The sequence below is a fragment of the Streptomyces sp. NPDC002730 genome (assembly GCF_042888805.1).
Taxonomy (GTDB): Bacteria; Actinomycetota; Actinomycetes; order Streptomycetales; family Streptomycetaceae; genus Streptomyces.
The window spans coordinates 427100-450662 of sequence record NZ_JBIAQG010000002.1; the positions used below are offsets into that span (position 1 = coordinate 427100).

Here is a 23563-nt window from a genome sequence, read left to right on the forward strand (position 1 = left end):
TCCTGACGGGCGCAGGTTGCCGGGTCGTTGCGTGAGGGTGACAGGTGTTTTCCACGGGCTCACCGGCTGCCCGCCGGCGTTGTCAGACCCGTCACCTACTGTGATCGACATCGGAACCGGAACGTCGGGGAGGCGGTCTTGCCATGGGCTGGATCGAGACGGAGAGCGGCGGATACGCCGTCACGTTGGACGGCACCAAGGTGCTGTGCAGAAACGCTGCCGGGCGCGCGTTGAAGCAGGTGCCGGCGAAGCTGCGGGACGACGCCGAGGTCGTGCGGCTGCGGCAGCTGGCCGAGTGGCTGGAGCGGCACGAACGGGACTGCCGCGAGCAGGTGGACACCTGGCTGGTGCGCTCGCTGCCGGTACCGGTGGGGCTGTTGGCCCGGGTGTGGCCGGACACGGCATGGCAGACGGCGCTGCGCGATCTTGTGGTGGCGCCGGTGGCGGCGGACGGAACGGCCGACATGGAACGCGCCGGGTTTCTGCGGGACGCGGATGCGCAGAAGGGCGCGGGGATCGTCGATCTGGACGGCGACTCGGTGCGGCTGGACTGCGAGACCGTGCTGATCCCGCATCCCGTGCTCCTCGAAGACCTCGACGATCTGCGGGAGTTCGCGGTGGAGCTGGGGGTCGAGCAGGGCGTGGAGCAGCTGTTCCGCGAGGTGTGGCGGCGGCCCGAGGACGTGCGGGGCCAGGACTGGCAGGCGTACGCCAACGGAAAGTTCGAGCAGCTGCGGCACGCCACGACGCGCGCGGTCTCGCTCGGCTACCGGGTGCGCGGCGGCCAGGCGGTCTGCCCTCTGGTGGAGGACGGCCGGTCGCTCGAGGCGGCGTACTGGCTGGGGGACGACTATCCGGATCTGGAGGCGCTGACCGGCCCGCTGGAGTGGCGGGACAAGGACGGCCGGCGGCTGCCGCTCGCCGAGGTGGGGCCGGTCGCCTGGTCGGAGGGCGAGCGGATGGCCGCGCTGGTGTACGCGGGCCGGGTGGCCGCGGGTGACGAGGAGGGGCTGCTGTGAGCGGCGTGGGAAGCACGGCAGGGGGAACGGTGAACGGGCTGCTGGAGGCGGGGGCGGTGCTGCCGCTCGGCGCGGGCGACAGTGCGGGACCTGGCGACGAGGGACAGGTACAGGCTCAGGGCGACGAGCTGACGGCGCGGGCGTACGGGCATCCGGCGCTCGATGGGCGCACGGTGGTGCGGCTGGTCCCGGAGGCGATCGGCCCCGCCGAGGATCTCGCCCTGGAGTATCTGGGCTTCGCCCCTTCCGGGTCGGCGCCGGTGGGACGGGTGAAGCGGCAGTCGCTCGGCTTCCCCGCCTGGGCACTGGTCCACGACCCGGAGAACGGGCATCACGCGCTCGCCGTGGTCAAGGAGATGGAGCGGCTCGCGCGGCTCGTCACGACCAAGCCGGGGCTCGCCAAGGACGGCTTCGACGAAATCGGTGCGCGGCTGGACCGTTCCGTACCGCACTTCCTGCCGACCTTCTACGAGCAGGCGGCGCGGCTGTTCCTGGCCGCCGAGTCGCGGCAGCACGCCGCGGTGTTCTTCGGCAAGGCGCGGGCGGCGGAGCAGCGGCACGCACTGGCGGTCGACGAGGAGCGGCTGCGGGAGGTCTTCCTGGAGTTCGCGGGTGCGGGCGCACTGAGCGGCAAGGCGCTGCGGGAGTACGCCAAGGGGCTGGCGGCCCGGCTGGCGTCACCGGAGGCGTACGCGCAGTTCAGGACGGTGTCGCTGGAGCGGTGCGCGGCCGGACTCACTCCGTACGCGGGCATGGTGGAGGATCTGCGGCGCCTCGCGAAGGGCGCGGGTCTGGACGCGGCCGCCGAGGAGCGTGCGCTGATCTCGGAGATCATCCACACCGGGGCGATGAACCGCGCGGCGGCGAGCTTCTGGAAGTCGGCGCTGCCGGCCCTGGCTCATATCGCAGCCGAGGATATGGCGGTACGGGAGCGGCTGCTGGCGCTGCTCCCGGCGGTGGGCGGCGACAGCCCGGCGGAGTTCGACGAGGCCTGGCTGTCACTGCTGGACCGGTGCGGGGCCATCGGGCTGCTGCTGGACGGGACGGTTCCGGCGGCCGAGTGGCTGTCGTCCTGGGCCAGGCACCGGCAGCGGGGCTGGCGCGGCATGAAGCGGCTCGCGGCCGAACTCGCCCTGGTGGAGCGGCTGGCGGACCGGCTCGTCGCGGACGGCACACCGCTGCAACTGCTGCGCGGCGGCGGCTGGCGCACCACCGTCGACCTGGATCTCCTCGACGCGTGTCTGGCCCTGGGGGTGCCGGTCGAGGCGCCGTCGGACGCGATGGAGAACCTGGAGCTGGGGCCGTGGCTGTCCGACGAGGGTGAGGGGCGCAGGGATCTGACGGCGCTGGCCGCCGATTCACGGTTTGCGCCGCTGCTGCGCGGCGGCGTGGAACGGGCGGCCGGCACCAACGAGGCGTCGGCGCAGCTGAACCGGATCGCGGACCATCCGGCGCTGCGTGCGGTGCTTGCGGGCTGGCTGGCCGACCGGGCCGAGGATCTGTCGCAGCCGCTCGGACTGCCGGGTCTTGACGGCCTGCTGGGCCGGCTGACGAAGTTCTCCGCACCGTCCGTCCTGGCGGCGGCGCCCGAGGCCGTGGACCGTATCGCCGCCGTCTCCCCGGCCGGTGCGCTGGCCCGCACCCTGCGCGCGGGCATTCTCGACGAGCTGGGCTGGCCCGCGCTGGAGGAGGCGCTTCCGGAGCTCGGCAAGGTCAATCCCATGGCTTCCGGGCAGCGGCACGGCTATCTGGCCGACGAGTGGTACCGGCTCGCGGACGCCTGGCCCGCGCTGGTCGTCCGGGTCGGGACGCGCGTCGCGGCGGTGGGGCCGAACGGCGTGCTGGACCGGCAGACGCTCACGCTGCCGGTGCGGTCGTCGTCCTCCTGGGATGTGCCGACGGTCCGTTATGTGGGCGGCCAGTGGCTGGTCGCCAACGGCCATGGTGCCGACCGGCGGGCGCGCTGGTCGGGACGGCCCGCCGAGGTGTTCAAGCCGGACGGCGACCTGAGGGACCACTGGACCTCGTTCCAGAATCCGACGCTGGCACTGCCCGACGGCAGCCGCACCTTCGGCGGGCGGCCCGTCCACGCGGGCGACACCTCGTTCGCGGCGGAGCAGCGGCCGGTCGCTTCGGACGGCATCTCGGTATGGGTGCTGCACCAGGGCCAGTGGTGGGACTACGACCCCGATTCGGCCCGCAGGGGCCGGGTCTCGCTGCCGGCCTTCTTCGACTCGGCGCTCGCCGAAGGAGCGGGCAGCGCGCACGGACAGAGCCGCCTGCTGGAGAGGGCCTGCCGGCTGCTGCCCGTACAACCGGGCCTGGAGTCCTCGCCGTTCGGCAGCAAGGACGGGCTGCTCGGCTGGTGGGTGCGGTACGACGCGCAGGCGCGGACGCTCACCGCCTGCTCGGTGGACGGCAGCCGCAGCCCTGCGGTGGAGCTCCCGCGAGGCAGCAGCATCGAGCACCTCACGCACGGAATCCCGCTGCCACCGCTGCGGCTGCCGGGCGGGGCCGCGCTGCATCCGCGCGAGTCGCGCGGCTTCGACGGGCAGCTCGCGCTGTACGACTCCGAGGGCATCTGCCTGGCCATGTTCAAGGAGGGCGACCGGGGCGGGGCACACGCGGCGGGTACTCCGCTGGTTCCGCCGATCGCCTACTGGCATGCGCTGCGGCCGCGCGACGAGCGGGGTTCGGCGGTGCTGCGGGCGGTGACGGAGGCGGACGCGAAGGCGCTTCTGAGCGCTGTCGCGGACGGTTCGAAGCCGGAAGCGGCCGTACGGAAACTGCTGCCGGAGGTCACCCATCCCGGGCTGGTGGCGGGCGTGGCCGGCCTGGTCGAGGAGGCGGCACGGCACGGCAAGCGCATCGGTGTGTTCGCCGAGCGGGCGGCCAAGGAGCGGCAGAAGCCGGACGCGGCCGAGGCGCAGGAGCAGCGGGTACGGCATGCGCTCGACGGCGCGCTGCGCGAAGCATTCGACGGCTTCATGGGCTCCCGGCACTTCTATGGCCACCACCGCTACTGGGAGCGGGACACCACCACGTGCGTGAACCAACTCCGGCTGCTGCAACGGGTGCTGGCACCTGAGGCCGGCGCCGGGAAGGTGGCACTGACGGGCACCGGCGTGGGGTGGCTCACGCTTCCGGGGCCCGGTATGTCGGCGCTCGCCGTACGTGCGGCCTCCCCGACGACCAGTGAGACGGACCGCGCGGCGCTGCTGGAGTTCCTCGACGCGGTGCTGGAGGTACAGGCGGACGGCGACGCGGTACTCGTCGATCCGCGCGGTCGGCTGCGGATCGTGCAGCTGCGGATCGCGCGGCCCTCCCACAGCGATCAACTGCTGGGTGAGGTCCGGCACTCGGGGGCGCGGCGGCTGCTGATCGTCGCCTGTCAGCGGATCGAGGACAAGTACGCGTACTGGAACGGCATCGAGTACGACCCGGCCGGGGCCTTCGGTGCCTGGGACGACTTCACGCTCGCCGAGTCGGATGTGCTGGGCGCGGCCGACGATCCGCTGCGGGCGGCCTCGGTGCGCCGGATGGTGGACGGGGTACGGGAACACGGCCCGCTGCAGTACCGGCCCGAGCAGGCACAGGAGTTCGCCGAGGAGGTCGGCGTCGGCGCGGTCACGGGTGCGCTGCTGCTGCTCGGGCTGCCGGGCGTCACCGCGTACGGCCGGGGCGGGCTGCTCTCCGCCGAGTATCTGGCGCCGCTGGGGGCGAAGAGCGCCGAGGCGCAGGCCGGGCGAGGAGTGCTGGGCTCGCTGTCACCAGCGGAACGGCAGCTGTACACCGGCCTGTTGGTGCCGGCCGAGGCGCAGCGGGTGGCGGAGCTGTGGACGAAGGGGTTCGATCTGGAGCCGCTCACCCGGGCCTGGCTGGCGGCGCGGGGCAAGCGGCGCGTCGCGCCCGCCTGGCTGATCACACGGGCGGTGGCCGAGATCGGGACAGGACCGATCCTCGACTACGCGCTCAACCCCGAGGCAAAGACGGAGCTCACCGGCCGTACCGAGCAGCGGCACGGCGACGACGGGCTGGTCCCGGCGGACCCGGAGAAGCTGCTCACCGGATCCACGCTGAGTACTTATGTGGCCATGTTGCGCTGGCTCGCGTACCGGCTGCCGTACGGCGATCCGCTGCGCGCGGTCCTGCCGGTCACGCTGCGGATGGTGCGTGACCGGCTCGCCGACCCCGGGCTGCTGCTGGACCTCGGCGTGGACTGGGACACGGAGGGCAGCGCGACCTCGGTGCGGCTGCGGGAGGCGTATGGACTGCCGCTGAAGCGCGACAGTGCGAAGGACGGGCTGGTCGAGGTCTCGGACGCGGTGGTGCTTGCGCCGATGCGGTACCGCTCGGAGTGGGATTCGGTGTGGGTGCGGTCGGCTGCCCTCGTGGACGGTGCGAGCGGAGGTCCGGACCATCCGGCGCTGAAGCAGCTGGCCGCGATGGCGGGCGAGAAGCCGGCGCTGAAGGCGCTGCGTACGGTGCTGAGCGAGGAGTTCACGGCGCTGGTCACGGCCGACGGACAGGCAGGGGCGGCGCAGTATCCACCGCACAGCGTGCCGGAGCTGGTGACAGCGGCGGCGGAGCGCTTCGGCCTCTCCGAGGACGCGGCCGCGCTCTATCTGATGCTGCTGGCCCTGCCCGATCCGACCGACCGCAATCAGGCGGAGTGGACCGGCTGGAAGCCTGCCCGGCTCAAGAAGGCGCGGGCCGAACTGGCCGCCACCGACCTGGTGGTGGAGGCAAAGCGGGCGCGCGCCGGACGTTCGCTCTTCCTGCCCGGCGGCTGGCTGGAGCAGAAGACACCGCGACTGCCGGCGGAGAGCTGGAAGACGGCGATCGTGCCATGGGATCTGTACGGCTTCGTGGTGCCGGACCGTCCGGTGGCGCAGCTGTACGCGGCGGCATGGCGGCGGGTCGTGGAAGGCGATGCGCCGGGGTTCGAGGAGTTCAAGGGACGTAGCAGCAGGGGAGGTTCGCGATGAGCGCGGGAGCGGGCGCGGGGAGCAGGGTCGCGAAGAGCCAGGTGGCGATGAGCAGGGTCACGGGGGGCGCGGCGCGGCAGGTGGAGCTGCCGGAGGACCGATACGGCGAGGAGCTGAGCTTCCTCGCTGCGTACGACGGCGGGCCGAGGCCGCCGGGATGGCGGATGACGCCACGCGCGGCGGTGCTGTTCGTCTGCGGTTCCGACGGCGAGCCGCTGCGGACGGCGGAGGGGCAGCAGCTGGTCGTTTCGCGGAAGTTCGTGGGCGACCGGGCACTGGTCGAGCGGTGTGTGGTGACACTCGCGGGCGAGCGGGGGCTGCTGCTCGTCGGCGAGCCGGGCACGGCCAAGTCGATGCTCTCCGAACTGCTGGCCGCAGCCGTGTGCGGCAGCAGCACGCTCACCGTGCAGGGAACGGCCGGCACCACCGAGGACCAGCTGCGGTACGGCTGGAACTACGCGATGCTCCTCGCCAAGGGGCCGAGCCGCGAGGCCCTGGTGCCCTCTCCGGTGCTGACCGCGATGACGCGGGGCGCGGTCGCCCGGATCGAGGAGGTCACCCGCTGTCTGCCCGAGGTGCAGGACGCACTGGTCTCGCTGCTCTCCGAGCGCCGGATGTCTGTGCCGGAACTGGCAGGACTCGCGGGCGGGGACGGCACCGAGGGGACGGAGGGAGCGGACGGGACCGTGCACGCCGTGCCCGGCTTCACGCTGATCGCCACGGCCAACCTCCGTGACAAGGGCGTCTCGGAGATGTCCGCCGCGCTGAAGCGCCGCTTCAACTTCGAGGAGGTCGGCCCGATCGGCGACCTCGACGCCGAGACGGAGCTGGTGCGCGGGCAGGCCACGGCGGCGCTGGCGCGTTCCGGCGCACCGTTCGGGGTGGACGAGACGGTGCTGGAGGCGCTGGTGACGGCCTTCCGGGATCTGCGGACCGGGCGCAGCGCGGAGGGCTGGGAGGTCGAGCGGCCGTCGACGGTCATGTCGACGGCGGAGGCGGTCCATGTGGCCACGTCGATGGGGCTGGGTGCGGCGTATCTGAGCGACGGGCGGGATGTCGTACGCACCCTGCCGGGACATCTCCTCGGCACGGTGCGCAAGGACGACCCGGCCGACCACGCACGGCTGTTGGGGTACTGGGACGGGCCGGTGCGGCGGCGGGCCGAGGGCGGCGCACCGCTGTGGCGGACGCTGTGGGAGCTGCGCGATGAGCTCACCTGAGCAGGCTTCTGAGCAAGCTCCGGAGGAAGCGCTGACTGAACTTGCCGGGTGCCGTGACCCGTATCTGATCGGGGTGCGGCACCACTCCCCCGCGCTCGCGGCGGCCGTGCCCGCACTGCTGGCTCAGGCGGCGCCGGAGGTGCTGTTCATCGAGCTGCCGGAGGAGTTCGCGCCGTGGCTGGAGCACCTTGCCGACCCGGCGACGGTGCCGCCGGTCGCGCTGGCGGGCAGCGGGGGCGAAGGTGGCGCCGGTCTGGTGTTTCTGCCGTTCGCGGAGTTCTCGCCGGAGCTGGCGGCGATCCGCTGGGCGGGGGAGGCGGGCGTGGAGGTGGTGCCGTTCGATCTCCCGCTGGCGGCGCGAGGTCCTGCCGACGAGGAGGCGCGGGAGGCAGGTCCCGGTGCGGGCTCGCTCACGGCGGCGCTGCGTGCGAGAGCCGGTGGCCGGCCGGGCGACGACCTGTGGGACCGGCTGGTCGAGGCGACCGCTCCCGGCTCCGGGCCCGAAGCGCTGCGGCGTGCCGCACTGCTGGTGGGGTGGGCACTGCGGACGGACGCGGGTGCGGGTACGAGTGCGGGTGCGGGTGCGGTGGATCCGTACGACCTGCGGCGCGAGGCGAATATGCGGCGCCGGCTGGCGGATCCCGAGCATGCGGGGCGGCGCGCGGCCGCGGTGATCGGCGCGTTTCACGCGCCCGCGCTGACGGCGGGCTCCGGTGCCGAGAGCGGCCTGCCCCAGTCGCCTCGGCCGGGTGGCGCCGAGGTCGTCACCTCGCTGGTGCCGTACTCGTACGCGCTGCTCGACGAGCGTTCCGGCTATCCCGCAGGCATCCGGGACCCGGAGTGGCAGCGCGGTGTTTTCCACGCGGCGGGCGATCCCCGCCTGCTGGACGACCTGCTGACCTCCACCGCCGTACGGATATGTGCGGCTGTACGGGATGCCGGTCACCCGAGCGGGCCCGCCGATGCCCGCGAAGTGGTCCGCGTCGCCCGGGACTTGGCGTCGCTGCGCGGGCTGCCTGCGGCCGGGCGGGGCGAGCTGGCGGAGGCTGCGCAGACCGTGCTCACGCAGGGCCGGCTGCTGGGGCGGGGCCGCGTGGTGGCCGCCGCCATGGAGCGGGTGCTGGTCGGGCGACGGCAGGGGCGGCCGGCGCCGGGGACACCGCGTTCCGGGCTCGGCCCCTCCGTCGAGACGCTGCTCGGCGAGCTGAAGCTGCCCGTGCCGGACGCGCCCGAGCGGCGCGAGCTGCGCCTGGACATGCTCCGCTCCGAGCTCGACCGGCGCCGCGAGATCACTCTGCGGCGGCTCGCGGTCTGCCGTGTCCCGTACGGCGAGGAGTCCGCGGTCGCGGGAGTCGGCCACGCCGCCGCGCTGACCACACGCTGGGCCGTCGCCTGGTCCCCGTCGACGGCCGCGATGCTCGATGTGGCGGGCCTGCACGGGGTGACCATCGAGCAGGCCGCCGCCGGAGTGCTGCGGCAGCGGCGCGCCGATGAGCGGCGGCAGGGCGGGCCGACCGCCGCCGAGGTCGTCGACGGGCTGGCGGAGGCCGCGCGGTGCGGCCTGCCGGACCTGGCGGCGGAGCGGCTGGCGGAGTCCGCCGAACTGCTCCCGGCCACCGGAACGCTGCCCGAACTGCTCGCCGGAATGGCCCTGTTGGACCGGATCAGATCCGGCCATCTGCCGGGGCTCGACGCCGGATGGAAGCGGGACGCCGTCGACGCGGCGTACGAGGAACTGGCCGCGGCGGGGGTCCGCGCGCTCGACGGCCTCGCGGGCTCCACCGCACCGGACGACGCCCGCGCCCTCGTCACGCTCGCCTGCCAGGCCGCCGGGGTGGGCGGCGGCCTGCGCCTCGCCGACGCGCTGGCCCGGCTGGATTCGGGGGCGACACCGCTGATGCGGGGCGCGGCGGGCGCGGCACGGGTGCTGCTGGGTCAGCGGGACCCGGGAGAGTTCGGGGAGCGCCTGGCCTCCCGCGCGGACGGCGCGACCTCGCCGGAACTGCGCGCGGGGCTGGCGGAGTTCCTGCGCGGGACACTGCTCGCGGCGGGCCCGCTGCTGGAGACGGGCAAGGCGCTGGACCCGCTGCTGGAGCGGGTGGAGTCGCTGCCCGACCGGGAGTTCCTGAACCGGCTGCCCGCGCTGCGGGCGGGCTTCGACACGCTCGCGCCCGCGGCCCGTTCCCGGCTGCTGTCGGTGGTGGAGGACCGCACGGGTACGGCCGCCGGCACCCTCCAGGGACCGGTGACAGATCCGGCGACGCTGGCCCTGCTGGCGACGGCGGACCTGGCGGGCAGGGATGCACTGGCGGCAAGAGACCTGACCCGGGAGCCCCAGGTCCGGGATGGCCGGTCCGAGGCGACTGCGGGACGGGGCACGTTGGGTGCGCCGGTTCCGGAACATCAGAGCCTTGGTGCTCCGGTGGACGGTGACCCGGGGGCCGGAGCCGGACCGGACGGGCCTGAAGCCAAGGGTGCGGGCTTCGGGCTCGTGTCCGGGGAGCGGTGGCGGTTGCTTCTCGGGCGGGGGCGGGAGTTGACGGGGAACGCCGCGCGAGTTGCCGCCGCGCTCGACGAGTTGTACGGGCACGGGCGGGGCGAGGGCTCCCGTGGCGAGGACGGTGACGGTCTCGGGGGCGGCGGCGGGAGCGAGGCTCCGTACCCCGATGTACGGACCTGGTCGGACGAGCTCGCCGCGCTCTTCGGGCCCGGCGTCCGCGAAGAGGTGCTCGCCGCTGCCGCCGACGCCGGCCGGCTCGACGCCGCGCTCGAGCTCGACCCCGCCTCGGCCCGCCCTTCCGTGGAGCTGCTGCGCACCGTCCTCTCCTACGCGGGCGGTCTCCCCGAGCAGCAGCTCGCCCGTCTGCGGCCCCTGGTGGCCCGGCTCGTACGGGAGTTGACCGAGGCCCTCGCCAACCGGCTGCGCCCCGCGCTCACCGGCCTGGCCCACCCGCGCCCCACCCGTCGCCCCGGCGGCCCGCTCGACCTCCCGCGCACGCTGCGCGCGAACCTGGCGACCGCCCGCCGCGACCCGGACACCGGCACGGTCACGGTCCTCCCGGAGCGGCCCGTCTTCCGCACCCGGGCCCGCAGGTCGGCCGACTGGCGGCTGGTCCTCGTCGTCGACGTGTCGGGCTCGATGGAGGCCTCGACGATCTGGTCCGCGCTCACCGCGTCCGTACTGGCCGGAGTCCCCGCCCTGAGCACGCATTTCATCGCCTTCTCCACCGAGGTGCTCGACCTCACCGACCATGTGGACGATCCGCTGAGCCTGCTCCTGGAGGTACGCGTCGGCGGTGGCACGAGCATCGCGCGCGGCCTGCGCCACGCGCGCGAGCTGGTGACGGTGCCGTCACGCACGCTCGTCGTCCTGGTGAGCGACTTCGAGGAGGGCGGGCCGGTCGGCCCCCTGCTGTCGGAGGTACGGACGCTGGTCGACGCGGGCTGCCATGTCCTGGGCTGCGCCTCGCTGGACGACGAGGGCAGACCGCGTTACTCGGCGGGCGTGGCGGGCCGGCTGGTGGCTGCGGGCATGCCGGTCGCGGCACTCAGTCCCCTGGAGCTGGCCCGCTGGGTCGGCGAGCGCGTAGGAGGTACGCACCGGTGACCACACCACCCTCTACGGGACTGCCTTCAGGACCCCCGGGACTGCCTCCGGTGACCACCGAGGTGGCGGCCGGGGCTCTCGACCTGCTCCCGGCCCGGCTGCGCAAGCGCGTCGACGGCGCCGTGGCAAAGGTGTCCGGCTGGCCGGTGGAGGCCACACCGGACGGTGTCCGCGTCCGGGTGGACGAGGACACCGCGGTGACCTTGAAGGTCACGAACGGGATCGTGGCGCGGGCGGACGACGCGGTATGCGGCTGTCTGCTGGCCCCGGCCTGCCTGCATCGCGCGGCGGTCCTGTCGCACGCGCCACTCGCGGAGGACACGGCGCCGCCCGAGGTCCCGGACGCGGCACCACCGAAAACCCCGGAGGCGGAAGCCGCGGCGCCCACGGGCAGCACCACCGCCCCCGCCAGCGCCCCCGCCAGCACCAGCACCAGCACCAGCACCAGCACCAGTCTCGGCACCACCCGGTCGACCGCCCTCCACACCCTCCGCGCCGCCGCAACAGCGGTCCTCGTCACGGGAGTTACGGGCTCCGGCGCCGTTCACCGCGCCGAGCTGCTGCATGCCGCGCACTCCGCGCGGCTCGCCGGGCTCCAGCTGCACTCCGCCGCCGCAGTACGGATCGCACGCCGGCTGGGCGAGGCGCGCTCCGAGGATCCGGCGTTCCGGCTGCCCGAGCTCTCCGCCGAGCTCGCGGAGCTGCTCGATCTCGTACAGCGGCAGGCCGACGCCGTCACCCCCGCGCGCCGCGCCTACCAGCCGGCCAAACCCCTGCGCCTGTACGGCCTGTTCACCGAACCGGTCGTCACCGCGTCCGGCTATGCGGGCGCGACCACGTACGCCGTCGCACCGGACGGCACCCTCCGCACGGTCTCGGACGTGGCGCCCGGCGGCCCGGAGCGGGCGGTCCAGGCGGCGGGCTCTCCGGTGCCGGGCGGCTGTGCGCTGCCGTTGCGGGCGTGGGGGGACGGCGGCGGGGTGATCCTGACCGGCCCGACCGTCTCACCGGACGGCCGGATCGGCGGCGGCGCCCGGCTCCGTTCCGTACGAGCGGCGGGCGCGCAATGGCACGAGCCGCCGCTCGACGCGATCTGGCAGCGGCCACCCGCGGCTCAACTCGCCGCCGCACTCGACTGGCTGGCGGAACCGGCCGACGCCCGCACGGCGGGCGGCGATCTGCTCTTCCTCACCGGGACGGTCTCCGGCGGCGGGTTCCGCGTCGCCGGCGGCCCGGCGCTGCAGCTGCTCGCCCCGGACGAGCGCCCGGAACTGCCGTACGCCGAGAATCTGCGTCTGCTCGCCTCGCGACCCGGACTCGCGCTGCGGCTGATCGCCCGAGCCGTTCCCGACCGGCCGGGCGGCGTCCATGCCCTGGCCGCTGCCTGGACGGGCCACGACGGCGAGAGCGTCCGCGCGGACCTGGGCCTGCGGCGGCTGAACCGTTCCCATATACCGGCGCCCATACCGGCACAGACCGATCCACTGCACCTCGTTGCCGCCGCGCCGCCCGCGCTGCCGGTGGAGTTGGATCTGCTGCGCCGCGCGGTGGACCGTACGGTCGCGGGCGGCCGCGCCGTCACCGCCGCATCGGCCGACGGCGAACTCCCTCGCCGCCTGCGCGCGGTGGGCCTCGCCACGGGCGCGGACTGCGCCCTGTCCCTGGCAGAAACGGCAGCGGACCGCCGCCACGACGCGCTGGGCCGGCTACTGCCCGCCGACCCGGACGCCTTCGCGGCAGCCTGGCTCGCGGCCGCGGTCTACACCTCGGCGGCGGCCAGGTCGCTGCTGTCGGCCGCATGGTCGGCGACGGGCCCGGACCACGGCACGAGGGCGATCTCCGGCGCCGTGGACCGAACCGTTCAGCCCCGATCCGCGTCTGACCAGGCGTGAAGGCATCCCGCACATCGAAGGCATCGCAGGCGCCCAAGACGTCGAAAGCACCGAAAGCAGCCAAGGCTCCGAAGCCGTCCAAGGCATCAGGACTGAAGCTGCTGCGACTCCCGAAGCTGCCGCGCGCCCGCCGCACCCAGCGACGGATCGTGCAGACGGTCATGCTCGCGTGCGTGTTCGCGCTCGCGCCCGCGACCTGGATGCATGCCGTCGCCGACAGCCGGGTCCGCACGGTCGCCGAGGTGCCCGCACAGGATGTCGCCGTCGTCTTCGGGGCCGGGCTGTGGAAGGGCCGGCCCACGCCGTACCTCGCGCACCGGCTCGACGCCGCCGCCGAGTTGTACCGGGCGGGCAAGGTCAAGGTCGTGCTGGTCACCGGCGACAACAGCAGGGTCGAGTACGACGAGCCGGATGCCATGCGGACGTATCTCACCGCCCGCGGAGTACCGGGTGGGCGGATCGTCAGCGACTACGCCGGCTTCGACACCTGGGACTCGTGCGTCCGCGCCAAGAAGATCTTCGGTGTGGAGCGGGCGGTCCTGGTGACGCAGGGCTTCCACATCCGGCGGGCCGTCGCGCTCTGCCAGGCGGCCGGGGTCGAGTCGTACGGTGTCGGGGTCGCCGAGCCCCATGACGCGACCTGGTACTACGGCGGGACGCGGGAGATGTTCGCCGCCGGCAAGGCGGCGCTGGACGCCACGCTCACGCCCGATCCGCAATTCCTCGGCGCCCAGGAGCGCGGTGTGAAGGAAGCACTGGCCGCAGCGGCAGGGTGACACGCTGCGACACGAGCCTCACGGCGGCCGACCGACTCGCGTCGGCATCCGCGGCGCGCGACAGTGAGCCGTATGGAAAACCACGTGGCAATCCTCCTCACCCGGCACACCGAAGCGCTCGCGCTCTTCACCGAGCGCGTACATGCCGTAGGGGCCGACCAGTGGGACGCTCCGACGCCCTGTACCGACTGGTCCGTACGCGATCTCGTCAACCACCTCGCTGCGGAACAGCTCTGGGTGCCCGCCCTGGTGACCGACGGATCGAGCGTCGAGGAGGTCGGCGACGCGTACGAGGGGGATGTGCTCGGCAAGAAACCGAAGGCCACCTGGGACGCCGCCGCACGCGCCGCACGCAAGGCCTTCGCGGCCCCGGGGGCGCTGGAGCAGACCGTACAGCTGTCGTACGGGGAGACACCGGCCGTCGCGTACTGCGCACAGATGATCACGGATGCCGTGGTGCACACCTGGGACCTGTCCCGTGGGATCGGGGCGCAGGAGCAGCTGCCGGCCGCGCTGGTGAGCTTCGCGCTCGACGAAGTCACGCCGTACGCGTCGGGCCTGTCGAAGTCCGGCCTGTTCGCCCCGCCCATCGAGCCGCCGCCGGGCGACGGCCACCAGACCAGGCTGCTGGCCCTGCTGGGCCGGCGCGCCTGAAAGAGGCCGAGGCGCCTCACGAGGCGGTCGGGCGCGGTCGGAGCCGGGCGTACCCGGACCGTAATCCGGGGCGTCCGCCCGCGTAACACGGGCGTCGCACGCTGGCGCTATGCCCGACATGCTCGACGACACCACCCCGACCCACTGTCCCTACTGCGCCCTGCAGTGCGGCATGAGCCTGCGCGGCAGAGCCGAGGCGGTCGAGGTGGTGGAGCGGCCGGACTTCCCCGTCAACCGTGGCGCGCTGTGCGGCAAGGGCCGCACCGCGCCCGCGCTGCTCTCCTCCCGGGTGCGCCTGACCGAGCCCCTGGTCCGACGCCCCGCCACAGGCAGGCTCGAGCCGGCCACCTGGGAGGAGGCCCTGGGCACGGTCGCTGCGGGACTGCGGCGTACGAGGGCGGTGTACGGTCCCGACGCGGTCGGCGTCTTCGGTGGCGGCGGCCTCACCAACGAGAAGGCGTACACGCTCGGAAAGTTCGCCCGGGTCGTGCTCGGCACCTCGCAGATCGACTACAACGGCCGCTTCTGCATGTCGTCGGCGGCGGCCGCGCACCAGCGGGCGTTCGGTCTCGACCGCGGGCTTCCGTTCCCGCTGGAGGACATTCCGCGCAGCGGATGCGTGATCCTCGTCGGCTCGAATCTCGCCGAGACCATGCCGCCCGCGCTGCGCTATCTGACCGAGCTCCGGGCGAACGGCGGCAAGCTCATCGTCGTCGATCCGCGCCGCACGCGGACCGCGGAGCAGGCCGATCTGCATCTGGCGCCGCGGCCCGGAACGGACCTGGCGCTCGCGCTCGGGCTGCTGCATGTGGTGGTGGCGGAGGGACGAACGGACGAGGAGTTCGTCAGGGACCGTACGAGCGGCTGGGGAGAGGCCAGGGCGGCCGCGATGGCGCACTGGCCCGAGCTCGTCGAGCGCATCACGGGTGTCGGCGTACCCGAACTGCGCGAGACGGTACGGATGTTCTGCGACGCGGAGTCCGCGATGGTGCTCACGGCGCGCGGGCCCGAGCAGCACTCCAAAGGCACGGACACGGTGAGCGCCTGGATCAACCTCTGCCTGGCGACGGGCCGGGCGGGGCGGCCGCTGTCCGGCTACGGCTGTCTGACCGGTCAGGGCAACGGCCAGGGCGGCCGCGAACACGGCCAGAAGGCGGACCAGTTGCCGGGCTACCGCAAACTGGACGACCCGGCGGCGCGGGCGCATGTCGCCGGGGTGTGGGGTGTGGAGCCGGAGACGCTGCCGGGTCCCGGGCGCAGCGCGTACGAACTGCTGGACGCGCTGGGCGGGGACGTGAAGTCGCTGTTGCTGATGGGCTCGAACCCGGTGGTGTCCGCGCCGCGCGCCGGGCATGTGGAGGAGCGGCTGCGCTCGCTGGACTTCCTCGCGGTCGCGGACGTGGTGCTGTCGGAGACGGCGGCGCTGGCGGATGTGGTGCTGCCGGTCACCCAGTGGGCGGAGGAGACGGGCACGACGACGAATCTGGAGGGCCGGGTCCTGCTGCGCCGGAAGGCGGTGTCGGCGCCGCCGGGAGTACGGAGCGACCTGGAAGTCCTGGGCGGCCTGGCGGGCCTGCTGGGCCACGAGAAGGGCTTCCCGTCGGACCCGGAGGAGGTCTTCGAGGAACTCCGCCGGGCGTCGGCGGGCGGCCCCGCGGACTACTCGGGCATCACCTACAAAAGGATCGCGGAGGAGGACGGGGTGTTCTGGCCGTGCCCGGAGGAGCCGGCTGCGGCCGGGGGCGCCCATGGACCCGCCGTGGCCGAGCACGCGCCCGGACCCCGACCCGCCCATCCCGGTACGCCACGGCTCTTCCTCGAGCGGTTCGCCACTCCGGACGGGCGTGCCCGGTTCATCGCCGTCGGGCATCGGGCCGCCGCGGAGGAAGCGGATGCCGAGTATCCCGTGCTGCTGACGACCGGGCGGGTCGTCGCCCAGTATCAGTCCGGGGCGCAGACCCGGCGGGTCGATGAGCTCAATGCCGCCGCGCCCGGGGCCTTTGTCGAGCTGCATCCGCAGCTCGCCGAGCGCGTGGGAGCCGTCGAGGGGGCTCCGCTCGCCGTCGTTTCGCGGCGCGGGCGGGCCGTCGGGCCCGCGCGGATCACGACCGGGATCCGGCCGGACACCGTCTTCATGCCGTTCCACTGGCCGGGCGAGGGCCGGGTCAACTCGGTGACGAATCCGGCGCTCGACCCGACCTCGCGCATGCCGGAGTTCAAGGTGTGCGCGGTACGGGTGGAACGCGCAGAGCAGGAGGAACAGCAGTAGTGGTGACAGCAGCAGCAGGCGCGGGTCAGCTGCTGCTTCGGCCGCACCAGTCGCCGCCGCGGATGCGGGTGCCGTTCGCGCGGAGCTCCCGGGCCAGGCCCGGCGCCGCAAGGTACACCCAGGCCCGGACCGCAGTGCCGTCCGGCCGGACGACATCGCGGGCCACCCGCTCGTACAGATTGCGCGGGTGGCCCGGCGCGACGTACTCCTCCAGCCGGTCAAGTACGGCGAGGAGCTCCCCGTACTCCCCCGGCGCCGCCGTCACCACCTCACCCGCGACCGTGCCGCCACCGGCGGCGAGCAGGGCGTACGGATAGCCCGGGCCCTCGTAGAGCACCGCGTCAGCCAGCAGCGCCGGCTCCTCCGCCGCCGTGCGGCCGTGCAGGAAGAGATCGTGGTTGCACTCGCCGGGGCGCAGCGTGCCGTAGACGAAGAACGGGAGCTCGGCCCCACGCCCGGAACCGGACTCGGTCTCGGACCCGGGCCCGGAACCGGACTCGTTCTCGATCTCGGGCTCGGGCTCGGGCTCGGGCTCGGTCACGGGCTCGGTCACGGCGCCACGGTCTCCGCGTCGATCCATGCCAGATACCCCGCACTGCCGCGCACCACCGGCGTCGCGATGATCTCCGGCGTTTCGTAGTCGTGCGCGGCCGTCAGATGCGCCTCCAGCGCGGCGTAGCAGGCCTCGGTCGTCTTGAACAGGACCTGCCACTCCTCCGCCGTCTCGATCGCGTTCTTCCAGTGGTAGACGGAGGTGACGGGCGCGGAGATCTGCGCGCAGGCGGCCAGCCGCGACTCCACCGCACCCCGCGCGAGCGCCTCCGCCTTCTCCGCACTGTCGGTCGTGGTCAGCACGGTGAGTGCGGTCAGTGCCTGGGCCATGGACACGTTCCTTCGGGTCGCAGGGGCGGGCGGGACCTTAAGTCCATTGCCGGTCGATCAGGCCACCGTACGCACGACGCACCCTTCCCGCCCCGTCGTCCCGCCCCTGCCCACGGCCGCGGCGGTGGCGATGGCGATGGCGATGGCGATGGCGATGGCGTCAGCCGGCGTACGGACAGACCGACTTGGCGTTGCGCAGGGCGTGCCCCCACCAGGCGAGCTGGTCCAGCATCGTCTTCGCGGCGGCGTCGCAGGCGACGGGGTCCTTGTGCTGACCTTCGTCGTCGAACTGGCTGCCGGCGTTGTGGAAGGAGACGGTGTCGCGGACGGTGACGGCGTGCATTTCGGCGAAGACCTGGCGCAGCTGCTCGACGGCGCGCAGCCCACCGGAGATTCCGCCGTACGAGATGAAGCCGACGGGCTTGGCCTGCCATTCGCCGAAATGCCAGTCGATGAGGCTCTTGATGGAGGCGGGGAAGGAGTGGTTGTACTCGGGCGTGAGGACGACGAAGGCGTCGGCGTCGGCCAACTTCGGTGCGGTCTTGGCAAGTTCGGCCTGCACTTCGGGTGCCGGGCGGTAGGAGAGAGCGGTGGGCAGGTCCACTTCGGCCAGGTCGATCAGTTCGACGGCGAAGTCCGCGCGCTCGGCGGTGCGGGAGAGGAACCAGTCGGCGATGACCGGGCCGAAGCGGCCGTCGCGGTTGCTGCCGAGGATGACGGCAAGCTTCAAAGGCGTGGTGAGGTCCATGAGGAAGAGGTTCGTACCTGAACCGAGGTTGAGGTCAAGCCGCTCCTGAACGTATGGCGCATCGCCCGCATTACGGTGATCGCATGACGTACATAGAGATCAACGGCGCGCCCGCCACCGCGGAGGCGCTGCACCTCCCCGCGCTCAACAGCTACGGGCACTTCACCGCCATGCAGGTCAGGGACGCCCGGGTGCGCGGCCTCGCACTCCACCTCGGCCGGCTGGACGCGTCGACCCGGGAGCTGTTCGGCCGGGGCCTGGACGGCGAGCGGGTACGGGAGGACATCAGGCACGCGCTGGGTGCGGCCGACGCGCGCGATGCCTCCGTGCGGGTCCATGTCTACTGGCCGGACGGCGACGAGCGGGCGACGCTGATGGTGACCGTACGGCCGCCGCAGAAGATGGCGGAGCACCCGAAGAGCCTGATGTCCGTTCCGTACGTCCGCGATATACCGCACATCAAGCATCTGGGCGGCTTCGGACAGAACCACTGCCTGACGCTCGCGGGCCGGGCGGGCGTCGACGAGGCGCTGCTGACCGCTCCCGACGGTCTTGTGACGGAGGGCGCGATCACCAACATCGCGTTCTGGGACGGGAGTTCGGTGGTCTGGCCGGATGCCCCATCGCTGCTCGGCATGACGATGGCGCTGCTGGAGCCGCGTCTGCCGTCGGTGCGCCGCCGGGTGACGCTCGCCGACCTCCCCTCGTACGAGGCGGCATTCATCACCAACTCGCAGGGCATCGCGCCGGTGCGCCGGATCGACGAGGTGGAGTACGCGGTGGATGCGGAGCTGATGAAGACGGTGACGACGGCGTACGACGCGGTGGAGTGGGACCTGATCTGAGCCCCTGGCCGGGCTCCCCGCCGCCGGACCGCGAGGTGGAGGCCGACGGCGCCGGTGGTGGCCGGTGCGCAGGTGGTCGCCGGTGCGCAGGTGGTGGCCGGTGCGCCGTGGACAGCCGGGTGCCCGGCCAACCGCCGCCCGACACCGGCACCGGTCTCCCGGCAGATCCCCGACGCGGCGTCCGGCCGGATCGACGCGTCCTGGGAGTACGGCCGGGACGACTCCGACCTGCGGCCGGCCCTCTCCTCGCGCGGGAGGCCGAAGCCCTCGTCACCGAGCTCCGGCGCGCCAGGCTCCCTCGCGGCGCCCGGCGCTCTCCTCACGCGGCCCCTCGCGCCCCTCCAGGCGGGCTGACACCTCGGGACCCGGAGCATCCTTCACCCGTTCAGCACGACGACTCCCCGCACACCATCTGATTCCCCATCACCGGCGATGACCTGCGACGACGCATCACGTCCAGCGCGACACGCCGAGCGAGGCCATCGAATCTGATTGCCCATCAGCAGGCGTTGCGGGCGGGCTGCGCCTTACCTCGGAGAGAGCACGCAACAGAGCACCACCGCACTTCCCCGGAGGACCGCCATGCGCACCACTGCCCGTCTGCTGACCAGCGCCGCGCTGGCAGCCGCGACGATCGGGCTCGGCGCCCACACTGCGTTCGCCGGGGTTTTCGGGCCGCTCGAGATATTCCCGTCGCCCGTCGACCCGGGGGCGACCCTCAACGCGAACACCATCGCCTGCGAGCACAACGGCCAGGGCGTCGCAGACGCGCGGTCGATCGGCGCGGGCGACTTCCGCCTGTCTCCCGGTACGTACAACGCGGTCGCGTCCGGCCGGCTCACGGTCCCCCACGGCACCGAGCCGGGGACCTACGCCATCGGCGTGACCTGCCAGAACGACAGGAGGGCCGCGGCCGAGCCGGTGGTACATCGCCACGACAGGCCGAGCGGCCATGTGAGAACGGGCGTCGGCGGCAGCGTCGGCCCCGACACCACCCAGATCGCGGCGGGTGTGGCCGTACTGGCCACGGCCGCCGCCGGCGGGATCCTGCTCCTGCGCCGCCGGGCGAGCGGCGCGCAGGACAGCTGACGGGACGGTCTGCACCGTCCCGCGTCCCGCCGTGTCCCCGTTCCCGTCAGGCCGGTTCGCCGCGCCTGCCGGGAGCGGGGAGTTCGTCCGTAGGACCAGATGACCGCCGAGGAGCGATGAACGCCAAAGGACGGGGCTGGGGCATAGCCGTCGCCGTCTGCATCGGCCTGCGGCTGGTCCAGAACGGCTCCGCGGACGTGACCCCGCCGATGCCGTCGGCCGCCGAGACCTTCGCGGCCGGCCCGGGACACCACACCGACGCGGCCGCCGACCCGCTGCCGCCGTCCGGACCCGTACGGCTGCGCATCCCCGAGATCAGTGTCGACGCCCCCGTGATGCCGCTGGACCTCGACAAGGACGGCAGCCTGAACGTGCCGCCCGCCGCCGACCGCAACCTCGCCGGCTGGTACAGGGACGGCACTTCGCCGGGCGCCAAGGGCACGGCGATCGTCGCCGGGCATGTCGACAACGAGGACGGGCCCTCCGTCTTCTACAACCTGGGTGCGCTGAAGAAGGGCGACCGGATCGAGGTGACCCGCAAGGACGGCCGTACCGCCGTGTTCACCATCGACGCGATCGAGGTGTACGAGGCCGACGCCTTCCCGGACGAGAAGGTCTACGGAGCGAAGGACCGGGCCGAACTGCGAGTGATCACCTGTGGCGGCGGCTTCACGAGGGAGACCGGCTACCAGGGCAATGTGGTGGCGTACGCGCATCTCATCGGGGTGCTGCAGGCCTAGTGGATCTACCGGCATCAGGAGATCCGATAAACAGCACCAAGTGCACCCATTTGGAATATTGAATGAAAAAGGACACGAAACAAACTAAGCGCACTAATGCCAGTATCACGACATTGGCATTCATATAGTGATCTTCGAGTCATCGCGGATGATCTCGGCGCCCGGCGTATGCGGGCGCCATCATCGTGGACGTGGAGGTCCTCGTGTTCGGACAACGGGCTCATCAGCCAGGGATGGCTGATTGCCTCGCAGGGCGGCCTGAAAGACGGCAACGACGGAGCTTGCGGTGGGCCCGCAAGCGGGCGGCCGCCTTGGGGTTGGTGGCGGCGGCTTCGGTGATCTTGCCCATGGTCACCGCGCCTCCTGCAGCCGCGGCTCCCTCGGACTTCCTCTATGTGGCCAACACCGCCGACGACACGGTCTCGGTGATCAACACCACCACTGACACCGTGAGCGGCACGCCCATCACCGTCGGCGACGGTCCCCTGAGGGTGGCCATCGTCCCGAACGGCACCAAGGCGTATGTGACCAACTCCCTTGCCGGCACCGTCTCGGTGATCGACACCTCCGACAACAGCGTCAGTTCCACCATTACTGTCGGCGCCGGTCCGCAAGGGGTGGCCGTCACCCCCGACGGCGCCAAGGCCTACGTTGTCAACGCCACCGCCGGCACCGTCTCGGTGATCAACACCGCCACTGACGCCGTTACCGGTACCGCCATCACTGTCGGCACAACCCCGCACGAGGTGGCCGTCACCCCCAACGGCGACTTCGCCTACGTCACCAACAACGGCTCGGACAATGTGTCCGTGATCGACACCGCCACTGACACCGTCACCGACACCGTCGCCGTAGGTGACGGTCCCGAAGGGGTGGCCATCACCCCCAACGGCGCCAAGGCCTACGTCGCCAACGAAACCGCCGGCACCGTCTCGGTGATCACCACCGCCGGCAACACCGTCGGTACCCCTATCACTGTCGGTACGGGGCCCGTGGGGGTGGCAGTCAGGTCCAATGGATCCAAGGCCTACGTCACCAACAACGGCTCCGACAGCGTGTCCGTGATCAACACCACCACCGACGCCGTCAGCTCCACCATCACCACCAACATCGGTGACGGCCCCACCGGGGTAGCCTTCGCCGCAAACGGCGCCAAGGCCTACGTCACCAACACCACCAGCGGCAACGTATCGGTGATCGACACTACTACCGACACGGCCAGCGCCACCCTCCTCACCGTCGGCGGCGGTGCATCAGGAGCTGCCGCCTCCCCGAGTCAGGGGGACACGGTGGTCACGTTCGAGGTCACCCCGACAGATGGCCTGACCATCACCGTTCCTGATACAGCCGCATTGAGCGCGGCCGCTCCGGGCGGGACCGCCAGCGGCCCGCTCGGCAACGTCACGGTGGACGACCAGCGTTCGCTGGCCGATGCCAGCTGGGTGGCCACCGTCTCCTTGACCACTGACTTCACCACCCCTGGTGGCAGCCCCATCTCCGGCGACGCCGTCACCTACACACCCGGAGCTACCGTTGCCCAGGTCAACGGGCCGTTCACCGCGGGCGCTACTGGAACCCTTGCCGCCCCCGTGACCGCCTACAGCAAAGTGGGCGGTTCCGGTAACAACACCGTCACATGGAACCCGACCCTGGACGTCGCCGTGCCCGATGACGCAGTCGCCGGCACCTACACCGGGACGGTGACCCATTCTGTGGCTTGACAAGCCATTTCGCCGGGTCTTCACCCTGATCGCCGCTGCGGCCCTCGCCGCAGCGGCGGTCGGCATGAGTGGGCTCGCGCCGGTCGGCGTCCCATCAGCGGCGGCCGCGGAGGCCGAGCCGGAATTCTTCGGAATCCGGCTCCTCGAAGTCCCCGTGGCCCGGCGCGCCGACCCGCGCGCACGTACTTACATCGTTGACCACCTCCATCCGGGCGTCACCATCCAACGGCGGATCGAGATCTCCAACAAGTCGTCAGTCCCACGTCACATCGACCTGTATGCGGCCGCCGCCTCGATCGCGAACAACGGATTCACTTTCGCCCCGAAGCGCACGGCCAACGAACTGACTCAGTGGACAAGAGCCAAACCCGGCATGGTGAACCTGCGCCCGCACTCAGTAGCCAAGGCCGAGATCACGATCAATGTGCCAAGGACCGCGCAAGCCGGAGAGCGCTACGCCGTCGTGTGGGCGGAAAGCAGCGCGGCAGCGGATGCCACCCACAACGTCGGCAGCATCCACCGCGTGGGGGTGCGGATCTACTTGGACGTCGGGCCCGGCGGAGAGCCCGTCTCCGACTTCAAGATCGAGAAGATGAGGGGGGCGCGTGACAAAAAGGGCCGCCCCAGCGTCACCGCCGCCGTGCGAAACCTCGGCAGACGAGCAGTGGACCTGAGCGGGACACTCGACCTGCGCGACGGCCCCGGCGGAATCAGCGCAGGCCCGTTCCGGGTACCCTCCGGCACCACACTTCCCCCGCACGGAACGGGTACCGTCACGGTTCCCCTTGAGCCACGATTGCCCGACGGTCCTTGGAAAGCCAAGGTGAGGCTGCGGAGCGGCACAGTGGAACGAAAGGCCACAGCAACTGTGACGCTTTCCAAGGAGGCCACATCTCGCGCACTCCTCTACGCCGGAATCGGAGCCGCTGTCCTGGTCGTCATCGGACTCGTCCTGGCGGGCTTGCGACGCCGTCGGCGAACCTGCTAGACGCGTCTCTCCGCCCATACAGAAGCGAATGGACGAATTAGACGAATTAGACGAATTATTCGTGTCGCGATGCGCCTTTCCCGCGCGCCTTCTCTTATACGTTACTGCTCACGATCCTATTGGCG

The 23563-nt window shown here is 72.3% G+C and carries 17 protein-coding genes; 14 read left to right on the plus strand and 3 right to left on the minus strand.

Annotation, left to right across the window (positions count from 1 at the left end; genetic code table 11):
- Positions 1-143: 143 nt before the first annotated feature.
- From ACFYXH_RS06865 to ACFYXH_RS06900, 8 genes are all read left to right on the plus strand, one after another.
- Positions 144-1019 (plus strand): DUF4132 domain-containing protein, encoded by an 876-nt coding sequence (locus ACFYXH_RS06865; protein WP_389561074.1) that lies wholly within the window; start codon positions 144-146, stop codon positions 1017-1019.
- A complete protein-coding gene (locus tag ACFYXH_RS06870; RefSeq protein WP_389561075.1) occupies positions 1016-6007 on the plus strand; it encodes a hypothetical protein in 4992 nt (1663 codons plus the stop codon). Before ACFYXH_RS06865 ends, ACFYXH_RS06870 begins: the two co-directional genes overlap by 4 nt.
- A 47-nt stretch (positions 6008-6054) precedes the next feature.
- Positions 6055-7227 carry an AAA family ATPase gene (locus tag ACFYXH_RS06875; RefSeq protein ID WP_389561292.1) on the plus strand — a complete coding sequence of 391 codons (1173 nt, stop codon included), beginning with the start codon at positions 6055-6057 and terminating at the stop codon, positions 7225-7227.
- Positions 7214-10834, plus strand: a complete 3621-nt coding sequence (locus tag ACFYXH_RS06880; protein WP_389561076.1) for a DUF5682 family protein — start codon at positions 7214-7216, stop codon at positions 10832-10834. The genes ACFYXH_RS06875 and ACFYXH_RS06880 overlap by 14 nt, the downstream gene beginning before the upstream one ends.
- A gap of 50 nt (positions 10835-10884) precedes the next feature.
- Positions 10885-12726, plus strand: coding sequence for a hypothetical protein (locus tag ACFYXH_RS06885; protein WP_389561077.1), 1842 nt, complete (start codon positions 10885-10887; stop codon positions 12724-12726).
- Positions 12727-12887: 161 nt separating this feature from the next.
- Entirely contained in the window at positions 12888-13502 is a 615-nt protein-coding gene (locus tag ACFYXH_RS06890) for a vancomycin high temperature exclusion protein (protein ID WP_389561293.1), read from the plus strand.
- Positions 13503-13574: 72 nt separating this feature from the next.
- Entirely contained in the window at positions 13575-14156 is a 582-nt protein-coding gene (locus ACFYXH_RS06895; protein ID WP_389561078.1) for a TIGR03086 family metal-binding protein, read from the plus strand.
- A gap of 118 nt (positions 14157-14274) precedes the next feature.
- Positions 14275-16425, plus strand: coding sequence for a molybdopterin oxidoreductase family protein (locus tag ACFYXH_RS06900; RefSeq protein ID WP_389561294.1), 2151 nt, complete (start codon positions 14275-14277; stop codon positions 16423-16425).
- A gap of 25 nt (positions 16426-16450) precedes the next feature.
- On the opposite strand, the gene ACFYXH_RS06905 is transcribed toward ACFYXH_RS06900, so the two are convergent.
- The 3 genes from ACFYXH_RS06905 to ACFYXH_RS06915 all read right to left on the minus strand — a co-directional run bounded on the left by ACFYXH_RS06905 (position 16451) and on the right by ACFYXH_RS06915 (position 18055).
- Positions 16451-16843 (minus strand): gamma-glutamylcyclotransferase family protein, encoded by a 393-nt coding sequence (locus tag ACFYXH_RS06905; RefSeq protein WP_389561295.1) that lies wholly within the window; start codon positions 16841-16843, stop codon positions 16451-16453.
- A 131-nt stretch (positions 16844-16974) separates the two neighbouring features.
- Positions 16975-17307 carry a divalent-cation tolerance protein CutA gene (cutA, locus tag ACFYXH_RS06910; protein ID WP_389561079.1) on the minus strand — a complete coding sequence of 111 codons (333 nt, stop codon included), beginning with the start codon at positions 17305-17307 and terminating at the stop codon, positions 16975-16977.
- Positions 17308-17467: 160 nt separating this feature from the next.
- Positions 17468-18055 carry an NADPH-dependent FMN reductase gene (locus ACFYXH_RS06915; protein ID WP_389561080.1) on the minus strand — a complete coding sequence of 196 codons (588 nt, stop codon included), beginning with the start codon at positions 18053-18055 and terminating at the stop codon, positions 17468-17470.
- Between the two features lie 83 nt (positions 18056-18138).
- Here ACFYXH_RS06915 and ACFYXH_RS06920 point away from each other — a divergent pair, with 83 nt between their 5' ends.
- The 6 genes from ACFYXH_RS06920 to ACFYXH_RS06945 all read left to right on the plus strand — a co-directional run bounded on the left by ACFYXH_RS06920 (position 18139) and on the right by ACFYXH_RS06945 (position 23438).
- Entirely contained in the window at positions 18139-18900 is a 762-nt protein-coding gene (locus tag ACFYXH_RS06920) for an aminotransferase class IV family protein (protein ID WP_389561081.1), read from the plus strand.
- Between the two features lie 57 nt (positions 18901-18957).
- A complete protein-coding gene (locus ACFYXH_RS06925) occupies positions 18958-19254 on the plus strand; it encodes a hypothetical protein (protein ID WP_389561082.1) in 297 nt (98 codons plus the stop codon).
- Between the two features lie 228 nt (positions 19255-19482).
- Positions 19483-19989: a hypothetical protein gene (locus tag ACFYXH_RS06930; RefSeq protein WP_389561083.1), complete on the plus strand. Its 507-nt coding sequence runs from the start codon at positions 19483-19485 to the stop codon at positions 19987-19989.
- 116 nt (positions 19990-20105) lie between these two features.
- Positions 20106-20729 carry a class F sortase gene (locus ACFYXH_RS06935; RefSeq protein ID WP_389561084.1) on the plus strand — a complete coding sequence of 208 codons (624 nt, stop codon included), beginning with the start codon at positions 20106-20108 and terminating at the stop codon, positions 20727-20729.
- A 335-nt stretch (positions 20730-21064) separates the two neighbouring features.
- Positions 21065-22450, plus strand: coding sequence for a beta-propeller fold lactonase family protein (locus ACFYXH_RS06940; RefSeq protein WP_389561085.1), 1386 nt, complete (start codon positions 21065-21067; stop codon positions 22448-22450).
- A gap of 64 nt (positions 22451-22514) precedes the next feature.
- Positions 22515-23438 carry a peptidase gene (locus ACFYXH_RS06945; protein WP_389561086.1) on the plus strand — a complete coding sequence of 308 codons (924 nt, stop codon included), beginning with the start codon at positions 22515-22517 and terminating at the stop codon, positions 23436-23438.
- Positions 23439-23563 lie beyond the last annotated feature (125 nt).

What these genes read in the sequence shown, in the direction of transcription:
- ACFYXH_RS06865 (WP_389561074.1), top strand. Translation starts at nt 144, where the DNA reads ATGGGCTGGATCGAGACGGAGAGCGGCGGATACGCCGTCACGTTGGAC.
- ACFYXH_RS06875 (WP_389561292.1), top strand. Translation starts at nt 6,055, where the DNA reads ATGAGCAGGGTCACGGGGGGCGCGGCGCGGCAGGTGGAGCTGCCGGAG.
- ACFYXH_RS06880 (WP_389561076.1), top strand. Translation starts at nt 7,214, where the DNA reads ATGAGCTCACCTGAGCAGGCTTCTGAGCAAGCTCCGGAGGAAGCGCTG.
- ACFYXH_RS06890 (WP_389561293.1), top strand. Translation starts at nt 12,888, where the DNA reads ATGCTCGCGTGCGTGTTCGCGCTCGCGCCCGCGACCTGGATGCATGCC.
- ACFYXH_RS06895 (WP_389561078.1), top strand. Translation starts at nt 13,575, where the DNA reads ATGGAAAACCACGTGGCAATCCTCCTCACCCGGCACACCGAAGCGCTC.
- ACFYXH_RS06900 (WP_389561294.1), top strand. Translation starts at nt 14,275, where the DNA reads ATGCTCGACGACACCACCCCGACCCACTGTCCCTACTGCGCCCTGCAG.
- cutA (WP_389561079.1), bottom strand. Translation starts at nt 17,307, where the DNA reads ATGGCCCAGGCACTGACCGCACTCACCGTGCTGACCACGACCGACAGT.
- ACFYXH_RS06915 (WP_389561080.1), bottom strand. Translation starts at nt 18,055, where the DNA reads ATGGACCTCACCACGCCTTTGAAGCTTGCCGTCATCCTCGGCAGCAAC.
- ACFYXH_RS06920 (WP_389561081.1), top strand. Translation starts at nt 18,139, where the DNA reads ATGACGTACATAGAGATCAACGGCGCGCCCGCCACCGCGGAGGCGCTG.
- ACFYXH_RS06930 (WP_389561083.1), top strand. Translation starts at nt 19,483, where the DNA reads ATGCGCACCACTGCCCGTCTGCTGACCAGCGCCGCGCTGGCAGCCGCG.
- ACFYXH_RS06935 (WP_389561084.1), top strand. Translation starts at nt 20,106, where the DNA reads ATGAACGCCAAAGGACGGGGCTGGGGCATAGCCGTCGCCGTCTGCATC.
- ACFYXH_RS06945 (WP_389561086.1), top strand. Translation starts at nt 22,515, where the DNA reads ATGAGTGGGCTCGCGCCGGTCGGCGTCCCATCAGCGGCGGCCGCGGAG.